We start from the raw sequence: 24143 nt of genomic DNA on the forward strand, positions 1-24143 counted from the left end.
GCAACTCTAATCACGCCCCTTCTTAAGGTTATACGCTATCTTCAAGTGAGTGCAGAAGGAACTCACTATCTGCATGACCCACAAGGGTGCCCGCGTCATTTCGGATGTCCGAAGGGAATACTTCAGCCAGTCGTGCAATGGTGCTTTCATTGGAATAACCAATCTGTTTCAGGATGGATTGGGTAATAAAGGCCCATTCTTCCTCAGAACCATCCAGTACCTTGAAGGTGATTCCCAGTCTTTCTTTTTTCAGACCAAATCCGAAGACCCCCTTGAATCCACCCTTCGCTACAATGTTATTGTCTTCGAGCAAAACTGAATCTACACGCTCCGTGCCACCTACCATCAAAGGATGTTCATTCATGGCCGATGTGATCGTCTCCACAGCTGTTCTTGTGGAAGGATCGGCGATAAGATCCGGACAAGCGAGCTTCAGATAGGCGTTGGACAATGCCGATAACGGCAAAGAAAATACCGGAAAGCCGCAGCCATCCGTCCCAAGCTCAATCTCTTTTTCCTGAATGCCTGCCAGGTCGGCAAACGTTTCGAGAATTTCACGTTGCACCGGATGAGTCGGCTCAGCGTAACTGCCCAGGTCCACCTGCTTCATCTGACTGTATCCCAGGATTCCCAGATGTTTGCCGGAACAGTTGTGCAAAATGCGACGTTTCTCCCCTTGTGCACGTAACCATTCATTGCGGCTTTCTTCATTAAGCGGATAACTCGGCGCACAGATCAGGCATTCTTCTCCTAATCCGATTTTACCGGATAGCTGCTCCAGCACCCGAATATGTTCCGGTTCCGAACGGTGCGAAGAGGACATGATCGCAATCTCCTGTGCTGAGAGGCCGTAGTGGATGGCAATCCCTGCCCGAATTCCTGGAATAGCTTGAAAAGGTTTGGCAGATGAGCGAGTGAACGCTCGAAAATGAGGATCACCAGCCGAGTATACGATTCGACCATGCTCATCCGTAATACTTATGTGTCCGTAGTGGGCGCATTCCATAACGCCTGCACGGTATTCTTTAATTAACAAGGCACTCTCCATGCGAGTTCTCTCCTTTGTGCTCCCGATTTCATCTCTGCTTTGCGTCACGACGCCGCATGGGATATCTTAAATAGTATAGTACAAAAGCGACGTTTTTACAGTTTTTTCGACAGGTATTTCGGGTATAGCTTTATCAATCTACGTTCATCTACTACAACTACTGAAGGAGAAACTCACTATGCCGCGCAAAACATATTCACCAGCCTCATTCGGTTCAACTCCCGGCACGTTGTTACGCCCACTCCTCAACTGGGGTTTGGCAGGTCTGGCCCTCAGCGCTTCGGTCGTATTTATCCTGGCAGGTCTGGGTGCCTGGCTGGGTGCTGATGTTATTATTCGTCTGGATGATCAGATTCAGCAATTATTTTATCTGAATTCGGATTCACGTCTTCATCTATTCTCTTACACTGCATTCATAACCGCACTGGGCTCATTCAAAATCTCTGCTGTGGCTGCAGGAGGTTTTGCTCTACTTTTCTTCATGCAACGCAGTCCAAGGTTTGTTATATATGGATATGCGATCTCGGGGAGCTTTGCCATGATGTGGATTCTGAACACGTTATTGAAGGAATTTTTCAGACGAAGCAGACCTGAGCTGGATCATCTGCTGGTCGTTCACGGGTACAGCTTCCCTAGCGGCCACGCCATGATCTCCATGGGCTTCTACGGCATGCTCTTTGTAATCTGGGCCATTGAACGACAGCGACATACCACTTCCGGTGTGTGGCTACCTGTTCTATGCGGCATCAGTTTTATTTTCTTGATCGGCCTCAGCCGCATCATGCTGGGTGTTCATTATCCTACGGATGTATTTACGGGATTTGCCGCTGGTTTGGCATGGATCTTCTGCATGATCAAAGGCATTAAACGAACCCATTAAAGAATGAATTCCTCCAATTTCCAGTTCATTCATCCTCATCTTTATTGTTTCACAGGGTTGCACGGCGTTTATATACGAAGTAAGCAAACGCGAACAGACAACATCCTACATCAAGTTTAAAGGAGGCGGTTGTTATGTGGGGCATCATTATCAGCATTGTGATGGCAGTCATCATCGGTTTGATCGGAGATGCACTTGCTGGTCACAACATGCCTGGAGGCATCATCGGTGCAATGATTGCCGGATTTGCCGGAGCCTGGCTGGGAGCACTTTTGCTTGGTAACTGGGGACCGGTTATCGGTAACTTTGCCATTATTCCTGCCATCATTGGTACAGCGCTCTTTGTTTTCTTGCTGGGGCTTGTGTCCAGACTGCTAAGACAGGCTGCCTGATTCGGGCAACAAGGTGTTCGTTGTTTCGTATTTGTTTCTTAATTTGAAGAAGGAGTGATTAGACATGAATAAAGCAGAAGAGCAATATCCTGTACAGACTGGTTCGACTTTCGCCAAAGGGATTTTCATCGGGGGGTTGCTGGGAGCAGCTGCAGCACTACTCTTTGCTCCTAAACCAGGACGTGAATTGCGTGGTGACCTTTCCGAGAAAGTGGGCATGGTTACTGACCGCACCAAAGAAGTGGCAACGGTTGTAGGTGATAAAGCCTCTGAACTGGCTAAAACGGTCTCTTCCAAAACTTCTGATATTGCGAAAACGGTAAACCAAGGCCGTAATGATGTCATGGACTCTGTGAGAAAAGCGTCCGCTGATGTGGCTAACGAAGCATCCCGTGCATCTGATGAAGTGGCTGCGGCTTCTGTGGAAGCGAAGGAAGATGCGCGTAAAGAACTTAACTCGACTAGCCTGTAAGGCTTATATAGATCGAGTGACCAATAGCCAGCTGCACTCCAGCTGGCTATTTTTTATCCAATGCGAGTTGAGGGGGAAGGAAACATGAGTAAAGTTACAATCAACGGCAATACTCCAATTACGGGAGGAACACCGGCGCAGCAGTATGATACAAGCGAGCATCCTTTTGAATTGCGGCATGAGGTAAAGCGATTGAACACACGTCTGGACCAGATTGCGGATAGTCTGGAGAGAGCACAGATCAAGGATATTATTGAGAATTACAGCAGTCCGAAAAAGCGGATTATTACGAACTTTACAGCGGGTATGGCTCGAGGACTCGGTCTGACCGTAGGTACCTTTGTTGTTCTGGGTTTACTGGCGTTCATTCTCAGTCAATTCGTCAATATGCCGATTGTGGGACAATATATCGCTGACTTGCTTGGTTATATTGAAGATTACAAAAACTAAAATGAATTAGCAGAGTAGGTCAAGTCTTACGCTTTCCGGTCGCTCCTCTACTCTGTCCTTCTTCGGCAGTAGACTGTGATGATTTTACTTTGAGCAGATCTCCTGTCCATCCTTTCATCATCAGCCATACATACATGCTGATCATGCTTAAGATAATGACGATAAGGACCAGTACAACTCCCCATGATTTATCGATAAAGGGCAGGTTCTCAAAGTTCATCCCCCAGATTGCGCCAGCTGCCGTGGCGGGTATGAACACAGCGGTGACAATGGTCAGCGTCTTCATAATCTCGTTCCCGCGTACACCAGAGATCGCATTATCAATGGAGATTAACGTATCGATCTCTTTCTCGTAGTGACTAAACAAACGTTCCATTCGCTCTACTCGATGTTGAAGCTGTTGGAAGTACCGATTTTCGTTGATTTCGCTGAGGTAAGCCTCATGGGCAGCAGCCATCAGTTCCGAGTAGGGAATAAACAGATTGCTCCAGTACAACAATTCAAATCGAGCGGCGAGAATCTGGTCCATCAAGGTACGGGCATTTCGGGATTCCATCTTCCGCTCCAAATCACGCAGGTTCATCTCAAAATGATCCATCCCAACATGGTAGTAATGCAGTATAGCTCGAAAAAGTACAAACATCCCATCCCTGGCCTCACTACATTGCTGTAACATATGTGCGCGCTCATCCGTCTTCATAATGCCTCGTGTATTGTCATCCATGTTCAAGGTAACCAGGTTATTGCGATCGACATAGAAAAACATCTGATTATCCTGGCGTTTGTCATCTCTCTCATTCTTGATCGCATACAACAAGGAGCCAAATAAGACGGGCTCTGTACCATTCACGAAACGGACGGACAAATAATTCGATTCGACTTCCGGAATTTTATGAAGCCAATACTCCATTTCCGGAAATGCCTCTGTCAGCTCCTCCAAAGCATCACTCATGTTGGCAGGGTCAGGTGCAACCCAATCCCACCATTGCCACTGGTCCGAGCAAGATAACTTGTCGCGGCGAGCTTCCAGCTTCATTTGATCCACAATCACATTATCCACTCCTGCACTTAGTTCGTTCATCGCATACCCATCTTTTCGATCCCAAAAAGGACACGTATGCATTTCAGTGCAATTACGTGTCCTTTTTTATGCCGTACTCAACAACATCAGGGATTCTTTTATCATAACATTGAAGCATTCGACATGATCTGTTTCAGCTTCTCTGTAGCTCGCTTCTGAATCCGCGATACACTCATCTGTGAAACACCAAGCTTCTGGGCAATTGCCCGCTGAGATTGGCCATCTTGGAATGCTAGAATAAGTACCTTCTGCTCTTGTTCCTTCAATTGTCCCAATGCCTGTTGCAAGTCCATCCGTTTTTCGACTGAATCGAAGTCATTTACATCTGCACTGATCAGCTCACCCAATGTCGCTGCACTGTCATCCTGAGATAACGGAGAATCCAGTGACACATAGTGATAACATTCCCGACCAGCCAGCACTTCAATCGTCTCTTCCGCGGTCAAATCAAGGTATTCAGCAATCTCGTTCACACCAGGTGAGCGCTCCAGCTTCACGGTTAACTCATCAATGGCATGTTGCACCAGTGCGCCCTTTTCCTTGATCCTCCGGGGCACCTGAATATACCAGGATTTATCTCGCAAATAGTTCTTCATATGACCAATCATGCTCTTCATGGCGTAAGGTTCAAACGGAATACCCAGGTTGATATCGTATTGCTTAAGCAAACGTATCAATGCCATCTGCCCGGTCTGATACAAGTCTTCGTATAGATCGGGGCGATTCCGAGCAATTTTACCTGCTGCCATCTTTACCATCGGTTCATATTTACGGATGAGAACTGTTGCAATTTCATTATCTTGGGTCTGCTGGTATTCCCAGATCAAACCTATAGCTTCAGACATGGACTCTGGGGGAGTCACTTTTTCACTCATACTTTCTCCTCACTTCTTGCAAGACGTTTTACGAGTACTACCTTCGTACCTTTGCCCGTCTCACTTTCCACACTGACATCGTCCATCAAGGCTTGCATCAGGTAGAACCCAAGTCCGCCAATCTGTGCTTCTGTCAGTTCTTTGTCGTGAAGACCGGCACGTGACACAGCAGGGTTCATATTCTCGAAGCTGGCACCTTCGTCTTTGACAGTAATGGACAGTGTTTCGCCGTCCACTTCAAATACGACTTCAACCATGCCGCCTTCGTGTGAGTAGGCATATAGTACAGAGTTGTTACAGGCTTCGGATACAGCCACTTTCATATCCTCAATGTCTTCATAAGAGAATCCCATTTTGGATGCTACTCCATAAAGATTGAGTCTTACAATATCAACGTAATCAGCTGTCGCCGGTAGATTAAGGGTGACTCTTTGAACTTCTGCATTCATTCCTTTTTCGATCCTTTCCTATTGGGAATTCTTCTGTGTGACAAAGAATTTGGCGATGCCCGTCATATCAAAAAGTTTCTGGATTTGCGCAGGAACTTCCTGTACTTCAAAACGAGCTTCCATTCCATGTCTTGCCTTCAGAACAGATAACAGGATACCAATCCCTGTACTGTCGATATACTTCAATTCTTTCATGTTAATCAAAAGATCCTGTTCCTTGTTATCCACGAGCGGCTCCATTACCAAACGGAAGTCAGGAGCAACTGACAAATCCAGTTCGCCAGTCAGATACACCGTGCACACGCCGTCCTGTGTTTCAGTTCTTGCATTGAATTTTTCATTCTTATTTGTATTCATTAGACATCTCTCTCCTGATCAATGGTTTCCTTACCTAATAACCCAACTTCAGCACGAGTGAAACAAAAAGAAGTTTGGCAAATATTTCAATTGGCATGATTCATGGCAGATGGGCCTGAGTTTAACATTTGGCGTTGTTTTTGAAACTGGGCTATTTTCTGTTTTACATTGCCCATCTTCACCGGTTTACTAATATAATCATCCATGCCTGCGGCAGTACAGCGTTGCTGAATGCCTTCCATAACATTAGCCGTCATCGCTATAATGATCGGCTGAGTAGACGGGGACAGACTCTCTCGTATCCGCCGTGTGCACTCCAGACCGTCCATAACAGGCATCTGCAGATCCATGAACACATAGTCATAGGGATAACGGCTGCTCAGGACCATGTCCAGTGCGCTCTGTCCATCTTCAGCGATGTCCGAGAGCAACCCAAGCTTACTGAGCATAATCGCCATCAGCTTCTGGTTAATGGGATGATCATCCACAATTAATACCGTGGGATATTTATTCTCATTCTTCACATCCGTCAGCTTCTCTTCCCCGTTCCTCTGAACCAGTTCCGTTTCTACATAACGTTTCGCCTGAATCGTAAATACAAACGTTGCTCCCCGTTGCTCCTTGGTGTCGAGATAGATCTGTCCACCCATCATTTCAACCAGCGTCTTGCAGATCGCCAAGCCAAGGCCTGTTCCGCCGTACTTACGTGTCATGGATGTATCCAGTTGGGAAAACGGCTTGAACAGGCGATCAACTTTGTCTGACGCTATGCCTATTCCCGTGTCCTTAACAGCAAACTCCAACGCCATTTGTCCGTCCTTCTCCTCATTCACTGACACAATCAGATATACCCCGCCCTGGTCGGTAAATTTGATCGCATTAGCAATGAGATTCAAGAGAACCTGGCGTAGCCTTGCCATATCTCCATAAATCAATTCAGGGACCGAATCTTCCAGGAAATAATCCAGTTCCAGATTCTTTTTGCCTGCTTCTGCCGCAAACAATCCCAGCACTTCCCGAATACAGGAGACAAGTTCAAAAGGATGCTCTTCAAGTTCCATTTTGCCGGATTCCATCTTGGTGAAGTCAAGAATGTCATTGATGACCGTGACGAGTGCATCCGCACTGCGACGAACGATGTCCGCGTATTCCTTCTGATCGTCCTTCAAGTCCGTCTCCATCAGCAGATCCACCATGCCGATAACTCCGTTCATCGGTGTGCGAATCTCATGGCTCATCATCGCCAGAAATTCAGTCTTCGCATTGGCTGCAATTTCCGCTTCTTCCTTGGCCTGAATGAGTTGTTGGTTCATCTTCTCCAGTTCCTGTGTCTTCTGGTGAAGCAGCATGGTCTGTGTCTTCAATCGTTTATTGGTGATAAACATCTCCACAAAGCCCTCGATCTTCGATTTCAAAATCTGAGGAATAAATGGCTTAACCATGTAATCAATGGCCCCGGCTGAATATCCGGCAAACAAGTGCTCCGCCTCTCTGCTATTCGCAGAGATGAATATGATCGGCACATCCTTGGACTTGTCCCGTGCCTTAATTAACTTTGCTGTCTCAATTCCGTCCATTCCAGGCATCTGTACATCAAGTACGATAACCGCAAATTCGTCTTTTAGCAGACAGCGGAGTGCCTCTTCTCCAGAAGTTGCCTTAACGAGTTTATATTGTTCCGATTCCAGAACTGCTTCAAGAGCAAGCAAGTTCTCAGGGCGGTCATCTACCAATAATATATGGATTGGTTCATTGAGCCCCATGGCTAACCCTAACCCCCTATTTGATCTTCCGGTATATTTTTTCGGTCCGGTCTAATGGCTCATAGGTATCACTGAACTCTGTAAAATGTATCGATTCTTTCGAACCCAGAACCAGAATACCAAAGTGGCTCAAGCTCTCGTGAAACAGCCCATGCACATGGTTCCGCAGTTCATCATTGAAATAAATCATGACATTGCGGCAAAAGATAACATTAAACTCATTAAATGACCGGTCTGTTGCCAGATTGTGCTCGGCGAATATGATGTTCTTCCTTAGAAAAGGATGAAATATCACCGAATTATATTTCGCTGTATAGTACTCGGAGAAGGCTCTGGTACCCCCTGCCTCCAAATAATTTGTAGTAAACAGTTTCATTTTCTCAATACCGTAGACGCCTTCTTTGGCCTGCTGCAATGAGCGATCATTCATATCCGTTGCGTAGATTCTTGCCTTGTCATACAGCCCTTCCTCATGCAACATGATGGCCATGGAATAGACTTCCTCGCCTGTAGAGCAACCCGCATGCCATATTCGGATATACGGATAGGTTCTCAGAATAGGAATAATCTGTTCCCGAAACATTCGGAAAAGCGAGGGATCTCGAAACATTTCCGTCACAGGGATGGACAAATTCTGTACAAACCGTTCAAACGCGGAACGGTCATGAAGCACACGCTCCTGCAGCCCGGATATGCTCTTAACACCTTCGGCATGTGCATGATGCCAGATTCTTCGTTTCAGGGATGGCAGTGCATAGTTTCTAAAATCATATCCATATAAACGGTGCATGCCTTCCAACAGCAACTCAATCTCGATCAGCTCGCGCTCTTCATCTTGCGGCATACGGACCAAATCTGCCCCCGTCTCGGTAGGTTCCCACGGTGTCATAAATTCTCTCCACTTCTTCATTTGTTACTTGCGTATTCGTCGTATTGTCTTTCATTACCCAAACAATGTACTTACGAATAATGAACTTACGAATACAGCCATACGCGCATTAAGGATAATAATTGATCCGTCTGGATCGGTTTTTTCACATAATCAGATGCTCCGGCCTCAATACACTTGCCTCGATCCTCTTTCATGGCTTTAGCCGTAAGCGCGATAATCGGTAACTTTTCAAACTGCGGGATTTGTCTGATTCGTGTCATCGCTTCATAACCGTCCATTTCTGGCATCATCATGTCCATCAGTACCAGATCAATTTCCGGATTTTTCTCCAAAATCTCCAGAGCCTCACGGCCGTTCTCTGCAAACGTTACATCCATGCGATAGCCTTCAAGGACACTAGAAAGGGCAAATACATTACGAATATCGTCATCGACAAGCAATATTTTCTTGCCTTCAAACAACGTTTCCTTGTTGTGCAGCTTTTGCAAGATTCGACGCTTATCTTCCGGCAAATTGGCTTCTACCCGATGCAGGAACAATGTAGTTTCATCCAGCAAACGTTCCGGTGACTTCACATCCTTGATAATGATGGATTCCGCATATTTACGCAGCTTCATTTCTTCCTTGGAATCCAGTTCTTTGCCTGTATAAATTATAATCGGCAGATCGTTCAGATATTCATCATCCCGAATCTGGTCGAGCAACTCGAATCCGGTCATATCTGTTAACATCAGATCCAGTACCATGCAGTCATAACGCTGGGTGTGTAACTCATTCAAAGCCTCACTGCCTGTGGATACTGCTGTGATTGCCACATCGTCATGACCAATCAATTCAATAATGGCTTTACGCTGAATCTCATCATCTTCCACAATCAACAATTGTTTCAACTGATTCTCGGTATAGGATTTGATATGCGAGAAAGCTTTATCCAGTGAATCCTTGCTGGAAGGTTTTTTCAGATACGCGATAGCGCCCATCATCAGACCTTGCTTCATATCATCAATGACCGAAATTACATGTACCGGGATGTGGCGTGTTGCCGAACTGCTCTTCAGCTCGCCCAGAATGGTCCAACCATCCATAACCGGCAATTGAATATCCAGAATAATCGCATCCGGGAGATATTGACGTGCCATTTCAAGTCCTTTATCCCCTTGCAGGGCAACAAGTGCCTTGAATCCTCTTCCTCTGGCCATATCCATCAAAATATGTGCAAAGTTCACGTCATCCTCAATAATGAGAAGGATTTTGTCACCTTCCATCAGATTTTCACGATCATCTTCGATCTGCGTTACTTCAGGCGTATGGCTAGGAGATAGGTCCGTACCTACGCTACGCTCTGGATCAGGAGAGAGAATGGATTGATGACTTGAAAGCATGGTCCGTGTTTCCATGGACTGTTCATACAGCGCCTCTGAAGATACTGCAGCTTCTTTTGAAGCACCTTCCTCGGCCAGGGCTTCCTCTTCATGATTATCCGGCAAGTACAAGGTAAAGCAACTACCTTCTCCCTCGGATGATTCCACCTGTATTGCACCACCAAGCAAACGTGCCAGTTCCCTGCTAATGGACAATCCCAGACCCGTTCCGCCGTATTTCCGACTTGTTGTCCCATCCACTTGCTGGAACGCTTCAAAGATCAGATCCGTCTTATCCGATGGAATACCAATGCCGGTGTCTTTTACACTAAATCCGAGATATTCCTGATTCGTATTCATGTAACCCGGCAGTTCTTCCGGTTTCATCCGTCGTCCAATTAGACTGACCGAACCACGATTGGTAAACTTGAAGGCGTTCGACAACAAATTCCGTAGAATCTGTTTGACGCGATGACTGTCGGTGTAGACCCATTCCGGTAAATCGCTGTCAAACTCGATGTTCAAATTCAGCTCTTTTTTATTTGCCATCGGTCCAAAGTTTTGCTGAACAAAGCTGGTCAACTCTTCCATTCGAACCGTCTCATAATTGATATCCATCTTGCCTGCGTCCACTTTGGACAGATCCAGAATCTCATCAATCATCTTCAGCAGATCCGCACCCGACATGTAGATGGTTTGTGCGTATTCCTGCTGCTTGTCAGTCAGATTTCCACCCTTGTTCTCCGACAATAATTGAGACAAAATGAGTAGGCTGTTCAGTGGCGTACGGAGTTCATGCGACATATTCGCCAAAAATTCCGACTTGTACTTGCTTGTCATCGACAGCTGTGTAGCTTGCTGTTCCAATTGTGTCTTCGTTTTCTCAATTTCGTCATTCTTCTCTTCGACTTCACGTACCTGCTCTTCAAGCGCCCGCGTTTTGGCAATAAGCTCGGTATTAAAATGCTCCAGCTCTTCCTGCTGGCGCTGCAGCAGTTCTTCGGAACGTTTAAGCGCCTCTGTCTGCTCCTCCAGATTCTCATTGGAACGGCGCAGTTCTTCTTGCTGTGTCTGCAATTCTTCCGACTGAACCTGTAGTTCCTCTGTCAGTGTCTGGGATTCACGAAGCAGCTCCTCCACACGCAAACGACGCCGAACGTTATTCAGAATAACGCCCAGGTTCATGATCAGTTGAGAGAACAATTGTTTGTGCAGTTCATTGAAGCCTTCAAAGGAAGCCAGTTCAACAACACCAATCAATTCATCTTCGAACACGACAGGATAGATCATGATACCCGCAGCACGTGTTGAACCTGAAGCTGAACCAATATGCACGTAATCTTCCGGCGTATTTTCCAGAACAATCGGTGTCATATCCAGCGCAGCTTGACCAATCAGACCTTCACCGATCCGGTACATTTCTTTACCAACGTCTTCGTTCTCTTCGAATGCATAAGCACCGTAGCGTCTCAGTTCGTCGGGATGTTTCTCCTCATCGACCAGATACACGACACCCAACTGAGCACCAAGCACAGGTGTGAACTCACTGATAAACATCTGTGAAATTTGTCGAATGGAACCAATGCCCCGAAGTAGCTCCGGAACTCTTGCAATGTTCGAACTCATCCAGTTCTGATCCTGTTGAGCCTGCACATAGGCTTTCTCGACTTCCAGTTTTTCTTCCAGATCGCTGGATACATCTTTGAATACTGTGGCAATCTGACCAATCTCGTCCGTCGACTTGACCTGGATGCGCCGGATTGTACGATAGCGGCCTTTACCGAAACTGGTGATCATCATCGATACGGTATTCAGACCCCGTGTAATACTAGGCAGCACCCACATAATGACACCCAACGCCAGCAACAGTCCGGCAATCATGATACTTATGGTGATCTGCACTGCTCTCGTATACGCTGCGTTAGCGTCCTTGATCTCGGCATCAATCTCTTGATCCTGATAGCGGGAAAGAGCATTCAAACTATCCACAGCCTCTTTTTGCACCGCGAGTCCTGTTGCATTGCGGTAGTTATTCGCATCTTCTACCCGGTTTTGGGACATCAGACTGATCTGTCTCGTTGCGTAGGATGTATAAGCAGTCCACGCCGAATTCACACGATCCACCAGCTGATGCTCAGGTGCACTGTCCGCCCGGTTTCTTACTTCTTCGAGATAACCGTCACCCCGATCTTTCATCTCCTTGAGGTCACCGTCAGCTGCACTAATCGAATTGTTCGGATTTAATAGCAAGTTAGCCAGCACTTTGGCAATGTCATTAACCTCTCCACGTGCAGCAGAAGTGAACCTTACTTTGAGATAACGCTCCTGATACATCTGATCAATCTGCTGATTACTGCTGTTCAGCCGTTCATAGCTCACAAACGTGAGTACGATCAAAATGGCCATTAGAGCGGTAAAGCCAATCAGCAGTTTATTCCTGATCTTCATTCAGCCCCCGCTCCTTTATCCAAAGTAATCCAGACCAGACATTTATCATCATCCCGTTCCTGGGGAATTTCGTCGTCGAAAAATAATGCCTGCATGGCAGCTTCATTCCATTGATGTGAGCCGGTCAGTTTTTCGACCAGGAATTCGTGTTGCTCCTCCTGCCCACCCTGAACAGCTTCCAATAATCCATCCGTATAGAGTGCAATATGCCCATCACCCTCGTAATGAATCGTTTGTGGTTCAATGTCCATTTTGTCAAATAACCCAACCGGACAGCAGACGCTGTCAAATGTAGTCACACTGCCGTCGTTTCGGAAAAATAAAGCAGGTGGATGCCCTGCGTTAACATAATCAATACGCTTCATCCGTGTATCAACGACCAGATAGATTGCCGTGAAATAGTACTGCACCAATTGTTTCTCTAGATGGAGCTGGTTAAAGCGGCGGTTCAGCTCCTGAATGACCTTCTCTGGATCGACATAGGTCGTGACCGTATCTTTCAACACAGAAGCAATAAACATGGTAAACAAGGATGAAGATATTCCATGTCCCATCATGTCGAGCAAGAGTACTCCGTAACGGCCTTCCCCAAGTGGATACCATGAATAGAGGTCCCCCGCAAGCTCAAATGATGGTTTATAGATGGCATGCACTTGAAACAGTGGATCACGGATTGCCGGACTTAATACGGCATTTTGGACCATTGCTGCCAGCTTCAGCTCATCCTGAATGCGTTGATCACGCTCTTTATGCCAATCCTTCTCCTGTTTCAAACGAAGCGCGAGTCGAATTCTCGCCATCAGTTCGACTTTGTTAATCGGTTTGGTCACATAATCGGATGCGCCTGCATCCAATGCTTCGGCAAGTTTCTTGGAGTCACCGATGGCAGTCACCATAATAATCGGTATATCCTTCAGATTTTCAAATTTCTGCACAATACTGCAGGCTTCGATACCATCCATCTCAGGCATCATCATATCTAGCAAAATCAGGTCAATATCCGACGGTCTTGGACGTGGTTCGTTGCTTTCCTCCCCAATTCCCAAAACTTCAAACATTTCCATAGCGGAACTTGCCGTTACAATGTCACGATAGTTTTCTTTTTTCAGAATTTCTCGAATGATAATGACATTCGTCGGATTGTCGTCAACAATAAGTATTCTCATTGATATCTCCTTATCTGTGGCGTCCGGGTTTGTCGATTCTTATTAGATTAAAACGAACGTTGATTATACAAATTTTGCATACAAAACGGCGGTAGACATAATAATTCCTAGTATAACTATAATCTTAAAATCAAAAAACTTCTATCAGTAAATGGCACCATCGTAGGGGATTTTCCCCGCGACCACCCTGTTTTTGCAGCGTCCTGATCCCGCTTCCAAACTTGCAAAAACATAGATAAGGAATGGGGAAAGCCCCATTCCTTATCTATGTTTTTGATTAAGCATTTTACAGAAGTGATTCAGAAGCTCGTCCATGTTCAGCAAGCTTCAACTTGCGATGTATATCGGTTAATCTTTCTTTTTAGCAATAACAAGCACTTTACCCTTGTCAAGTTCACTCTCGTAGAAGTCGGCCTCGGCTTCGGTAAAGCCCATCGATACAATTTTGGCCCGGAGTTCATCACCACGTGAGCGGAACAGATTCGCCAAGGAATCAAATACGCCTTCTTCCTTAATGCCAATTTCTTTGGCATCTGCTGTATCGGCAATTCGATCTGTACGATCCTTCTCATGGGCGAGAACAAAGATATGATCAGCAAGGTATCCGGTAATCTGCAATTCTTTCACCGCTTCTACCGCCTGGACTCCGTTTTCTACCACTTTTGCATAAGCTTGCGCATTGGTTGAATTCATCGTTTCCACTCTCCTCTGATTTAATCTTCTTTATCGAGCTACTTAGTATATAACCATACTATCTGGGATTGAAACGATTCAATAATAACCAATCCTAGGAAACCGTGTCATCAAAAAGATCAATGCCGTCGATCTGACTAGAGCCTGACTTCATATATACCTTTAGAGCCTGGTCTCCACGGAGAAATACTTCTCCGTCCTCAGCCACATAATAGGGTTTGCCTAAAGCTTGATGGATCGCTTCAATATTCATCTCGATTCTCTGCCCATTTAACTTGATGTGATCCTCAGATGCATCGATATGCACATATTGAATGACATCCGTATCTTCACACAAGCCAACCTTCACATCGTGAAAGTGATATTCAGGGCACCCCAGATAAGGATCTTCCTGCTTATGCACCGGCTGGCCCTTCTTGGCCAACAAATCGTTCATGGTGTCATCCAGAGAAACGCCATTCAGAGTCCGAAAATGCTGGAAAGTCTCGGATCGATCAACAGCCAGAGTCACCTCTGACGCCTTCTCTTCCATTGCCGTCCATTGCATATCGTGAGCAGCGGGTACCGCTGCCGGTTGAACGGAAAAGGGAGAAATTACGCTAAACATCACAAGCAGTAGTTTCATCATGATTCTCACCCTTTCATAAGGTTCATCACCGCTCTGAAGGTTTCTTTTTGGATTACAAAGCGATCATGTTATTTACGCATCCTTTGCCATACATTCGCTGCAACATCAATATACTTCATCCAGTTTTTCCCGCCCTTAGCATCACCATAATATGTAGCTTCATAGGATTGCAGAGTACGATCCGTTGATGTAGCAGGCGGTGCAGTTACATGAACCTCTTCAGCATGCTTGGTCTGTTCAGTGTTGTTACGTTTGGTCTGAAACTTCGCCATCAGCGTCGTGGAGACTTGTTTCGCTGCTGCCGTCACTTCATTCAACACTTCTCCCAGATTCTCAACAGATTCCATAACAGGATCAATTTTTTTCATTTTGTGCTGTACATCCACCGTAATATCATTGGCATGTCGTACCGTCTGCTTCACTTCATAACTAAGTTCATCAATGGTCTTCTGTACCTCCTGCAATGTCTGTGAGACATTGTCCAAAGAACCTTGGGCGGATTTCAAAGTACGAATTAAAAAGAAAACCAGTACTGCAAATGCCACTGCAATCAGGGCCACGCTAATTTGATAGATCATAGAAGAACCTCTCTTTCCATATGTGCATCAGTTTGTTATTGCTATAGTTACCCGGCGATTTCCCGGACGAAACAAAATAACAGCTTACTTCAACTATGCCCGCGTTTGGAAAAAAAACCAATGTTTCAACCGGATAACCCCCGGTTAAAGTTAGACTACACAAGGCGGTGAGGTGAACACAACTCACTCCACAATTAAAGTAAACGAAAGGATGAAACCTCATGTTGAAATGGTCTGTATTATTTCTGATTATTGCACTGGTAGCAGGTATTTTCGGATTCTTCGGTATTGTTGAAGCAGCTGCTTCAATCGCTAAAGTACTCTTCTTCATCTTTGTAGTACTGTTCGTAATCTCCCTTATTACGGGACGCAGCCGAATGCGATAACCGCAGTCTCTGTTATGACTGAATGCTGAATAACGAATACATACAAAAGCCGATCGTGCTACCAAGCCGATTGGCTTTTGTGCGTTCAGGCATAGGTCAACTTTTCTATATTATGTATTGCACTCCCTCCTGCTTTATTCCAATCCGATCGCCCACTGAATCGCTAAAAACAGGACTTTTTTGAGATAGCCAACCCGGTTTTATCCCACCGAAGTATGATATTTACAGGCTTGCTATATACCCACATATGCGCCAGTTGACACTGGAGAATGCAAGAAAATATTGTTATAATTTGTGATTCATAGGGTAGCTCGCTTGGTTACTTTTAACACAGGACAACAAATTACATAACAAACCGAGGAGGAATTACAAATGAAAAAAATCGTAAGTTTTGCCGCTGCATTAACGTTGATGGGTTCGATGGCTGCCGCTGCTGGTGCTGAGGAAGCGGTTACTGGAACAGTGACTCCGGAAACAGGAACAGAAGCTACGACAACAACAACTCCTGCTGTTGAAGTGAACAAACCTGCTGTAGAAACAGTAGAAGGTTCTGCTGAGACGGTAACAGGTACAACAACAGAATCGACAGCCACAGAAGGCACTTCAACGACAACGGAAACAGAAACTCCAGCTACGACTACAGATGACAAAATGTTTGAAGAGCCACTTGTAAAACCAGGCGATGAAGTACTGGTACCTACAATGTTGCTGAACTTGCTTGAGCGCACTTGGTTCTACGATGCACCTAACGGTAAACCAATCGGTGCACTGAGCTCCCAAGTCATCGACACAACAGGTGAAGTGGTTGACGGATTCGACGGTGGCGAGTGGGTGCAAGTATACACGTGGAAAGGCAAAGCGTGGATCCACGTTGCCATTCAATAATATCGTATAATCGTTCTAACGATAAGTAAAGAGGACAGCGCGCATTATGCGGCTGTCCTCTTTTGATTTTCCAACATGTTCACGCCCTGTTCAAGGGTTTCCCGTGACTTCATCCATTTTCGGTTCCACATGCACATGCACATGCATGATGTTATGCGATCGCTTCAACCGCTCTTCCACTCGGTCACAGATCTGATGGCCTTCAATCAGGCTTAGGCCTCCGTCCACTTCAATCACCACATCCACAAGTACATGACTGCCATGCACACGTGCCTTCACATCCTTGATCATCTCAACGCCGGGAACCCGAGCCACGGAGGATCTAAGATCCGTCAGTTCTTTCTGATCAAATCCATCCGTCAGACGATGAGTTGAATCCCGGAAAATCTCCCAAGCCGTCTTGCAGATCAACAAACCTACAGCAATCGCAGCTACTTTATCCAGCCAAGGAAGTCCGAACTGCGCACCTATAATCCCAACTGCAGCGCCTATACTGACCCATGCATCCGAACGATTATCTTTGGCCGCAGCCATCAGTGCCTGACTGTTAATTTGTTTAGCCAGACGGTGATTGTAACGATATACGCCTAACATCACGACCGCACAGACCACAGCCACCGCTGCCGCCCACAGATTCGGAGCAACAAAGGCGCCTTCATACCAAGAACGAACGGCTTCAACCAATACTTGCAGACCAACCATAGCCATAATAAATGAAGCTACCAAGGCAGCAACAGTTTCCGCTCTAAAATGACCATAAGCATGATCCGAATCAGGTGGTTTCTGGGAGATCCGAAGCCCGATCAGTACAGCAACGGATGCCACAATGTCCGTAAGGTTATTAAAACCATCCGCCAGCAATGCGCTGGAAGCAAATAAATATCCACAGATCAGCTTAAAGGCGGACAAGACGAGATAGGCTACGATGCTAACCCAAGCCCCTCGCTCCCCTTTTCGTATTTCTTCATAAGCGTTCAAACCGGGCGACACTCCTTTAACGTTTCGTATTACGGTTTTTCCATGTTACCAAATGCGGAGCGTGTGGGTCTACAGAAACAGTGTTGCCAGGCTGCATTGCTGTAGGCAAGCCGAAACAAAGTTGCCAGACGGCAGGGCTGTAGGCGATGAGAAAGAATGTTGGCCTGGGTCAAATCAAAGGATTTGAGCATTTTATCAGGTTGCCCTTGTGGGGCTTTTGTAAAACGTATAAAATAGGTACATCCCGTCCAATCTGGACGGCTTACTGTAAGACCGGGAGGGAAATAACGATGAGCGAAAATAACGAACCGAAAAAGGTCAGTTTGCAGGATGCTATACGCCAGAAGCTGGCGCAAAAGAAAGAACAAGCAAATTCCGGTAACCAATCCAGCGCCTACTTTGAAGGCGGACCTAAAGCGATGAAGAGTCAAAACAACAAGAAACCTAACAACCAACGTCGCCGTACTGGTGGATCTTAGGTCTTAGAGCCTCAGAAAAAGCCATTGGATTGCAAAAAGAACCGCAAGCCCTCTTCCGAGAGGCTTGCGGTTCTTTTGTGTTCCTATACATAATGTACCTGTAATTCAGACTTATTTTAAGCTTCTACCGGATACATTTTATTACGCAGTTCTTTGATTTCATCACTTTCCAGATATTCGTCATAGCTCATTTGGCGATCAATGATGCCATTCGGCGTAATTTCGATAATCCGGTTAGCAATCGTTTGGATGAACTGATGGTCATGGGATGTAAACAGCATTGTGCCGTCAAAATCAATCATGCCATTGTTCAGCGCTGTAATGGATTCGAGATCCAAGTGGTTCGTAGGCTCATCCAGAATCAATGCGTTAGCACCAGTCTGCATCATTTTCGCCAGCATACAGCGAACTTTCTCGCCCCCGGACAGTACACTTGCCTTTTTCAAGGATTCCTCACCAGAGAACAGCATACGTCCCAAGAATCCACGCAGATACGTTTCATCCTGATCTTTGGAATATTGACGGAGCCAATCCACGAGCGTCATGTCTACACCGTCAAAATACTTGGAGTTGTCTTTCGGGAAATAAGCTTGAGTTGTTGTTACGCCCCAAGTGTATTCGCCGCTATCCAATTCCGTTTCACCCATAAGAATATCAAACAACAGTGACTTGGCATTACCATTCGGGCCAACAAATGCAATTTTATCCCCTTTGTTCACGACAAAGCTGATATCATTCAGCATGTTTACACCATCAATGGATTTGCTGATGCGATCTACGGTCAACAATTGTTTACCGGCTTCACGCTCAGGTTTGAAGTTGATAAATGGATATTTACGGTTCGATGGACGAAGGTCATCCAGCGTAATTTTGTCGAGTTGTTTCTTCCGGGAAGTCGCCTGCTTTGATTTCGAGGCATTCGCCGAGAAACGTTGAATAAAGGCTTGAAGCTCTTTAATCTTCTCTTCTTTTTTCTTGTTGGCATCACGTTGCAAAGCAAGTGCCAATTGGCTGGACTCGTACCAGAAGTCATAGTTACCTACGTACAGCTGGATTTTACCAAAGTCAATATCCGCAATATGCGTACATACTTTGTTCAGGAAGTGACGGTCATGGGATACCACAATGACAGTACCTTCATAGTCCATCAAGAAGTTCTCAAGCCATTGAATGGATTCGAGATCCAAGTGGTTGGTAGGCTCATCGAGCAACAGGTTGTTTGGACGACCAAACAATGCTTGTGCAAGCAGGACACGAACTTTTTCGTTACCACTCAGTTCATTCATTTTCTTATCGTGCATGTCACGGTCGATACCCAGACCGATCAGGAGTGCTGCTGCATCCGGCTCAGCATCCCAGCCGTTCAACTCGGCAAATTCACCTTCAAGCTCACCTGCACGCAGGCCGTCTTCTTCAGTGAAATCCGCTTTAGCATACAGCGTATCTTTTTCTTTCATAATGGCATAGAGACGACTATGGCCCATAATTACGGTTTCGAGAACCGGATACTCATCATATTCAAAGTGGTTTTGCTTCAAAACGGCCATACGTTCGCCCGGGGTGATGTGCACCTCTCCCGAGTTTGATTCAATTTCACCGGACAAAATTTTCAAGAATGTTGATTTGCCGGCTCCGTTGGCGCCGATCAGGCCGTAACAGTTTCCTGGCGTGAATTTGATATTTACATCTTCAAAAAGTGCACGTTTTCCGTAGCGGAGCGTGATGCCGCTTGTACTGATCATTAAGCATACCATCCTTTATTGGTTAATCTGCATACTGCATGAATAGCAAGTTGCGTAAATCATGGATTCAATATCCCGATGCCTATTCTGGCACCATATTATAACACAAAAAAGCGGCAAATTCGAAAATTGGCCGCTTTTTACTTATTAAAGATTTGGTAAATATACTGTTCATGCGGGTATACCCCTACATTAACATATTTGGATCACTTTTGTTAGTCCTGTTTACCATTTTCGTGGTGAATACGAAGCGTTTCGCCATGACCCAACACCCGAATTCGCTCTTTACCGATGCCAAGCCGCTCACGTTCGACTTCCAGCCGATCCAATGCTTCCTTGGGCGTATCATCCGCCAGCTTAAATGTGCCGTAATGCATCGGCACCATGAGCTGGGAACCGGATTCAACGAATCCTTGCAACGCTTCTTCAGGTGTCACATGCTGAGAAGTCATGAACCATTCCGGATCGTAGGCACCGATGGGCATCAAGGTAACACCAATGTCAAAGCGCTCTCCAATCGTTTTGAATCCCTGGAAGTAACCTGTATCCCCCACAAAATACAACACAGGCGGGCCGTCAGATGCTTTGGCTGTTTCGTGTTTCCCTGATTCCTTTGATGATTGGTCCTGGTCGCTCGTTGTTGCAGCACTTTCCGCTGCTGAAGTCGTCGCCGGATGATTCGGTTCCAACACATAACCGCCCCAATGGGATGTATTGGTGTCGAACAGCGTTCGGCGCGTCCAGTGCTGTGCCGGAACAAAAGTTATTTTGACCCCGCCAAGTGTCATATGGTCCCACCATTTCATCTCCTGGCATCGATGGAATCCTTTGCGTATCATTTTGCGCTTCAGACCATCGGGTACGATCAGCAACGTCTTGGCTGTAATCAGCTTACGCAAGGAAGCCAGATGCAGATGATCATAGTGGGAATGGGATATTAGAATGACATCCAACGGTGGAATATCCTGAATCGGAATGCCAGGGGCACCGAGCCTTCGTTGAAATCCCATTTTTTCGGCCCACACCGGGTCAGTCACGATGTTCAATCCATAATATTGAATGAAAAACGTGGAGTGACCAATCCAGGTAATACTCGTGTCATCCCGGTTGGCATGCAGATAATCCAGTTCAGGTGGGTGTTTGGGCACGGTGTAGGAATAGTCCTTCACTTTGTTGCGCCGTTGCTCCCTCCATTGCTTGAATTCCTTCAGCGTTTTGTCCGTACTTACATTATCAATGTTGTTATAACGGATTTTAGGCATGAAAGGGCCCTCCTCCCTTCCTATTTCTTAACAACAGATTACCCCAAATGGGAATGCACGTACCAGCCAATCAATCCTGCGGATTTTTGCATACGGCCAGATACACGAACAGAAAGGCAATCGCAGCCACAATAATGAGTGGTGGGGCATACATAATGGTGAATGTCTCAAAAAAGCTCAATCCGGTTATACCAGGTATCCCCGTGACTCCCTCAGTAGATAGTGGATCCAGCAAGGGAGACATGAGTAAGAACATGTTCAGCAGCATGAACAGACTCATCCTTTCTTTTTACCAGAATTACCGCGTACATAATTGGCATCAAACAGGAACAGCTTCATAATCAGCACAAGCGAAGGAATCAGCACGAGTAGCCCCAAACTGAACGCCGTAATCAGCGCAATCCCCATCGTACGATTCGTAAAACTGTCGTAAATATTAATGTAAGGATATAGGATATACGGCAAGTGAGATCGTCCATAACCATACCAGGCAAAGGCAAACTGAAGCATGACAGCGATAAAACACCAGCCCAGATATTTGCGTTTCCATACCAGCGACACCGCAATGACAAAACATATAAATGAAGCAATGAACATCCATGAGATATTCACCATCTGCTCAAAGTGTGCGGGATTCTGTTTGTTAATCTGCAGAAAAGCCAGAAAGCTCGCGAAAATAGTGGGCAAGCTCCAGAGCAGCGCATACTCTCGAAGCACCTCAAAGGCAGGCTCATCCGCCGCCCGCTTCGCATAGTAGGTAAGAAACATCGCCGAGATATACAGCACACTAACCAGTGCAAGCAAAACAACCGACCAGGTATAGGGATTCGTCAAAAATTCACGCCATCGAAAAAACACCTGATCGCCCACCTGCTCAATGATCCCACCTTCGGATATCGCCAAAATGGTAGAGAACACCGCTGGGATCAGCAATCCCGTCGCTCCATACAATGCCATGTAGATCCGGCTGTTCTTCCCATGGTTGCCATAGGTATTGTAAGCGTAATACACGCCCCGGATGGCAAGCAGTACAATGGCCAGAGAACCTGGAACCAGCAAAGCCGTCCCATAATAAAAAGCGCTGTCCGGATAAAATCCGACCAGTCCGACCACAAAAAAGATCAGAAACACATTCGTCACTTCCCACACGGGAGACAGGTAGCGCTGAATGATGTTATGAATTTTGTTCTCGTGACCGGTCAAGATGCTGTAAAAGCTGAAAAAACCAGCACCGAAATCAATCGAAGCGACGATCAGGTAACCGAATAAAAATGTCCACAGTATCGCGATGCCTGCAATTTCGAAACTCAATGCACGATCCCTCCTTCAAGCCCCAGCGTCTCCAGTTCCTTCTCTGCTTCCTTATTACGGAACAGCTTGCTGAGCACCCGAATACACGAGAAACACAGAATCAGATACAGCAAGATGAACAACACCAGCATCCATCCTACCGAAGTTGACGTCGTAGCCGCTTCCGCCACCTTCATATACCCACGTAAAATCCAAGGCTGCCTGCCAACTTCGGCAAACATCCACCCCAGCTCAATGGCAATCATGGCGAGAGGTCCCAGCAAGACAATGCCCAGCAGCAGCCATTTGGGATACGGCTTACGACCTGGCAACCATCGACGCAGTACATAGAGCACAGGAATCATCAGGATGATCACGCCGGTTGTGACCTTCAGATCGAACATATAGTGAATAGACAGTGGTGGCCTCAGATCCGCAGGATATTCTTCAAGACCTTTCACTTCCGTATCTGGACGATTACCTGCCAAAATGCTAAGAGCATACGGAATCTCAATGGCATATTTCACTTCATTGTTCTCATCCAGAATTCCGCCATAGAGGAGCGGTGCCTTCTTCATTGTTTTGAAATGCCATTCTGCGGCAGCCAGCTTCTCCGGCTGATACTTCGCCAGAAATTTACCGGAGGAGTCTCCAATCATGACGGTGCTGATCGCAAATACGAGCGCAGACACCGTCGTGAGTTTCAGTGCTTTTTTGTAATACACATGGTCTCGTCCCCGGAGCAAACTGAAGGCAGCGATCCCCGCAAGAATACCTGCACTCAGGGTGTATGAGGAGGCAAGTACATGGGACACTTTAGTTGGCGTTGCCGGATTCAACATCGCAGCAATTGGATGGATATCCTTCATGATGCCATTAATCAGAGTGAATCCCTGAGGCTGGTTCATGAAGGAATTCACCGTTGTAATGAAAATCGCAGATGCAGATGAGCCGAGAGCTACCGGAATCAACAGCAGCATATGCGTATATTTCTTTTTGAAACGATCCCACGTATAGAGGTAAATCCCAAGAAAGATCGCCTCGATAAAAAAGGCAAACGTCTCCATAAACAGCGGCAGAGCTATCGCCTGTCCCGCGACCCGCATAAACATCGGCCACAGCAGGCTGAGCTGTAATCCGATTGAGGTACCTGTAACGACGCCAACGGCAACGGTGATGACAAAACCTCGCGCCCAACGGCGTGCCAACAGGGTGTAATGTATATCATTGGTTCGCAACCCTCGCCACTCGGCCAAGGCAATCATGAGGGGAACACCTACACCAATGGAGGCAAAAATGATGTGTACAAACAGGGTAAGACCGGTCAGTATACGGCTGAGCAAAACAGGATCCAGGGATGACATGGTTACACTCCTCTTTCACATAATCGTTTATGTACGACAGCAGATCACTCTGCTTGAACGTGTATCTCAATAACTCATGATTCGAATGATGCTTTTCACCACGGCATACAGTACAACCACAGCTGCGACCAGACAGACGATGATGAGTGTTTTCTCTTGTTTACGGAACATATAGCTGCCGTCCTCCTTTGGCATGGGATGCAAATTATGGCTCTATATACAGT

The 24143-nt window shown here is 46.2% G+C and carries 25 protein-coding genes; 7 read left to right on the forward strand and 18 right to left on the reverse strand.

The genetic code is table 11. From position 1 onward, the window contains the following. Positions 1–28: 28 nt before the first annotated feature. Positions 29–1048 carry an asparaginase gene (locus MKX75_RS24655; RefSeq protein ID WP_339167248.1) on the reverse strand — a complete coding sequence of 340 codons (1020 nt, stop codon included), beginning with the start codon at positions 1046–1048 and terminating at the stop codon, positions 29–31. A 178-nt stretch (positions 1049–1226) separates the two neighbouring features. Here MKX75_RS24655 and MKX75_RS24660 point away from each other — a divergent pair, with 178 nt between their 5' ends. The 4 genes from MKX75_RS24660 (at position 1227) to MKX75_RS24675 (ending at position 3242) form a co-directional block, all read left to right on the forward strand. Continuing rightward, the gene (locus MKX75_RS24660) at positions 1227–1928 is read left to right on the forward strand and encodes a phosphatase PAP2 family protein (protein WP_076333563.1); all 702 of its coding nucleotides are present in this window, start codon (positions 1227–1229) and stop codon (positions 1926–1928) included. 134 nt (positions 1929–2062) lie between these two features. After that, positions 2063–2320, forward strand: a complete 258-nt coding sequence (locus tag MKX75_RS24665) for a GlsB/YeaQ/YmgE family stress response membrane protein (protein ID WP_017692278.1) — start codon at positions 2063–2065, stop codon at positions 2318–2320. Between the two features lie 64 nt (positions 2321–2384). After that, positions 2385–2792, forward strand: coding sequence for a YtxH domain-containing protein (locus MKX75_RS24670; RefSeq protein ID WP_017692277.1), 408 nt, complete (start codon positions 2385–2387; stop codon positions 2790–2792). 84 nt (positions 2793–2876) lie between these two features. Further along, positions 2877–3242: a DUF5665 domain-containing protein gene (locus MKX75_RS24675; RefSeq protein ID WP_017692276.1), complete on the forward strand. Its 366-nt coding sequence runs from the start codon at positions 2877–2879 to the stop codon at positions 3240–3242. Positions 3243–3261: 19 nt separating this feature from the next. Here the strand turns inward: MKX75_RS24675 and MKX75_RS24680 are convergent, their stop codons facing one another. The 11 genes from MKX75_RS24680 to MKX75_RS24730 all read right to left on the reverse strand — a co-directional run bounded on the left by MKX75_RS24680 (position 3262) and on the right by MKX75_RS24730 (position 15533). Continuing rightward, positions 3262–4323, reverse strand: coding sequence for a magnesium transporter CorA family protein (locus MKX75_RS24680; RefSeq protein ID WP_339167250.1), 1062 nt, complete (start codon positions 4321–4323; stop codon positions 3262–3264). Positions 4324–4424: 101 nt separating this feature from the next. Further along, positions 4425–5198 (reverse strand): sigma-70 family RNA polymerase sigma factor, encoded by a 774-nt coding sequence (locus tag MKX75_RS24685; RefSeq protein ID WP_062836470.1) that lies wholly within the window; start codon positions 5196–5198, stop codon positions 4425–4427. Continuing rightward, the gene (rsbW, locus tag MKX75_RS24690; RefSeq protein ID WP_062836469.1) at positions 5195–5647 is read right to left on the reverse strand and encodes an anti-sigma B factor RsbW; all 453 of its coding nucleotides are present in this window, start codon (positions 5645–5647) and stop codon (positions 5195–5197) included. The genes MKX75_RS24685 and rsbW overlap by 4 nt, the downstream gene beginning before the upstream one ends. Positions 5648–5665: 18 nt before the next feature. Beyond that, positions 5666–6004: an STAS domain-containing protein gene (locus MKX75_RS24695; protein ID WP_017692272.1), complete on the reverse strand. Its 339-nt coding sequence runs from the start codon at positions 6002–6004 to the stop codon at positions 5666–5668. An 86-nt stretch (positions 6005–6090) separates the two neighbouring features. Further along, complete coding sequence (locus MKX75_RS24700) at positions 6091–7767, reverse strand: response regulator (protein WP_339167252.1); 1677 nt, start codon at positions 7765–7767, stop codon at positions 6091–6093. Positions 7768–7783: 16 nt separating this feature from the next. Continuing rightward, on the reverse strand, positions 7784–8656 hold the full coding sequence (locus MKX75_RS24705; protein ID WP_036606984.1) for a protein-glutamate O-methyltransferase CheR: 873 nt from the start codon (positions 8654–8656) through the stop codon (positions 7784–7786). Positions 8657–8742: 86 nt separating this feature from the next. Then, complete coding sequence (locus MKX75_RS24710) at positions 8743–12468, reverse strand: response regulator (protein WP_339167253.1); 3726 nt, start codon at positions 12466–12468, stop codon at positions 8743–8745. Continuing rightward, positions 12465–13634 carry a fused response regulator/phosphatase gene (locus MKX75_RS24715; RefSeq protein WP_062836466.1) on the reverse strand — a complete coding sequence of 390 codons (1170 nt, stop codon included), beginning with the start codon at positions 13632–13634 and terminating at the stop codon, positions 12465–12467. The genes MKX75_RS24710 and MKX75_RS24715 overlap by 4 nt, the downstream gene beginning before the upstream one ends. A gap of 348 nt (positions 13635–13982) precedes the next feature. Then, positions 13983–14327: a general stress protein gene (locus MKX75_RS24720; RefSeq protein ID WP_062836465.1), complete on the reverse strand. Its 345-nt coding sequence runs from the start codon at positions 14325–14327 to the stop codon at positions 13983–13985. 94 nt (positions 14328–14421) lie between these two features. Further along, positions 14422–14955 (reverse strand): hypothetical protein, encoded by a 534-nt coding sequence (locus tag MKX75_RS24725; RefSeq protein WP_076333567.1) that lies wholly within the window; start codon positions 14953–14955, stop codon positions 14422–14424. Positions 14956–15023: 68 nt separating this feature from the next. Then, positions 15024–15533: a DUF948 domain-containing protein gene (locus MKX75_RS24730; RefSeq protein ID WP_339167254.1), complete on the reverse strand. Its 510-nt coding sequence runs from the start codon at positions 15531–15533 to the stop codon at positions 15024–15026. 221 nt (positions 15534–15754) lie between these two features. On the opposite strand from MKX75_RS24730, the gene MKX75_RS24735 reads away from it, so the two are divergent. Further along, the gene (locus MKX75_RS24735) at positions 15755–15919 is read left to right on the forward strand and encodes a DUF1328 domain-containing protein (protein WP_017692264.1); all 165 of its coding nucleotides are present in this window, start codon (positions 15755–15757) and stop codon (positions 15917–15919) included. Between the two features lie 372 nt (positions 15920–16291). Next, positions 16292–16804, forward strand: a complete 513-nt coding sequence (locus MKX75_RS24740; RefSeq protein WP_145152345.1) for a hypothetical protein — start codon at positions 16292–16294, stop codon at positions 16802–16804. A 90-nt stretch (positions 16805–16894) separates the two neighbouring features. Here the strand turns inward: MKX75_RS24740 and MKX75_RS24745 are convergent, their stop codons facing one another. Next, positions 16895–17782 carry a cation diffusion facilitator family transporter gene (locus tag MKX75_RS24745; protein ID WP_062836461.1) on the reverse strand — a complete coding sequence of 296 codons (888 nt, stop codon included), beginning with the start codon at positions 17780–17782 and terminating at the stop codon, positions 16895–16897. A 290-nt stretch (positions 17783–18072) separates the two neighbouring features. On the opposite strand from MKX75_RS24745, the gene MKX75_RS24750 reads away from it, so the two are divergent. Beyond that, positions 18073–18261 carry a hypothetical protein gene (locus tag MKX75_RS24750; RefSeq protein ID WP_017692261.1) on the forward strand — a complete coding sequence of 63 codons (189 nt, stop codon included), beginning with the start codon at positions 18073–18075 and terminating at the stop codon, positions 18259–18261. Positions 18262–18377: 116 nt separating this feature from the next. Here MKX75_RS24750 and MKX75_RS24755 read toward each other — a convergent pair whose 3' ends face one another. From MKX75_RS24755 to MKX75_RS24775, 5 genes are all read right to left on the reverse strand, one after another. Beyond that, positions 18378–20003, reverse strand: a complete 1626-nt coding sequence (locus MKX75_RS24755; RefSeq protein ID WP_062836460.1) for an ATP-binding cassette domain-containing protein — start codon at positions 20001–20003, stop codon at positions 18378–18380. 215 nt (positions 20004–20218) lie between these two features. Continuing rightward, positions 20219–21265, reverse strand: a complete 1047-nt coding sequence (locus MKX75_RS24760) for an MBL fold metallo-hydrolase (protein ID WP_076333569.1) — start codon at positions 21263–21265, stop codon at positions 20219–20221. Positions 21266–21335: 70 nt separating this feature from the next. Beyond that, positions 21336–21533: a hypothetical protein gene (locus MKX75_RS24765; RefSeq protein WP_339167256.1), complete on the reverse strand. Its 198-nt coding sequence runs from the start codon at positions 21531–21533 to the stop codon at positions 21336–21338. 8 nt (positions 21534–21541) lie between these two features. Then, positions 21542–22576 carry a cytochrome d ubiquinol oxidase subunit II gene (locus tag MKX75_RS24770; RefSeq protein WP_076333570.1) on the reverse strand — a complete coding sequence of 345 codons (1035 nt, stop codon included), beginning with the start codon at positions 22574–22576 and terminating at the stop codon, positions 21542–21544. Further along, positions 22573–23919 (reverse strand): cytochrome ubiquinol oxidase subunit I, encoded by a 1347-nt coding sequence (locus MKX75_RS24775; protein ID WP_062836456.1) that lies wholly within the window; start codon positions 23917–23919, stop codon positions 22573–22575. Before MKX75_RS24775 ends, MKX75_RS24770 begins: the two co-directional genes overlap by 4 nt. Positions 23920–24143 lie beyond the last annotated feature (224 nt).

Source organism: Paenibacillus sp. FSL R5-0341, from assembly GCF_037975235.1.
In the GTDB taxonomy this organism is placed as follows: domain Bacteria; phylum Bacillota; class Bacilli; order Paenibacillales; family Paenibacillaceae; genus Paenibacillus; species Paenibacillus amylolyticus_A.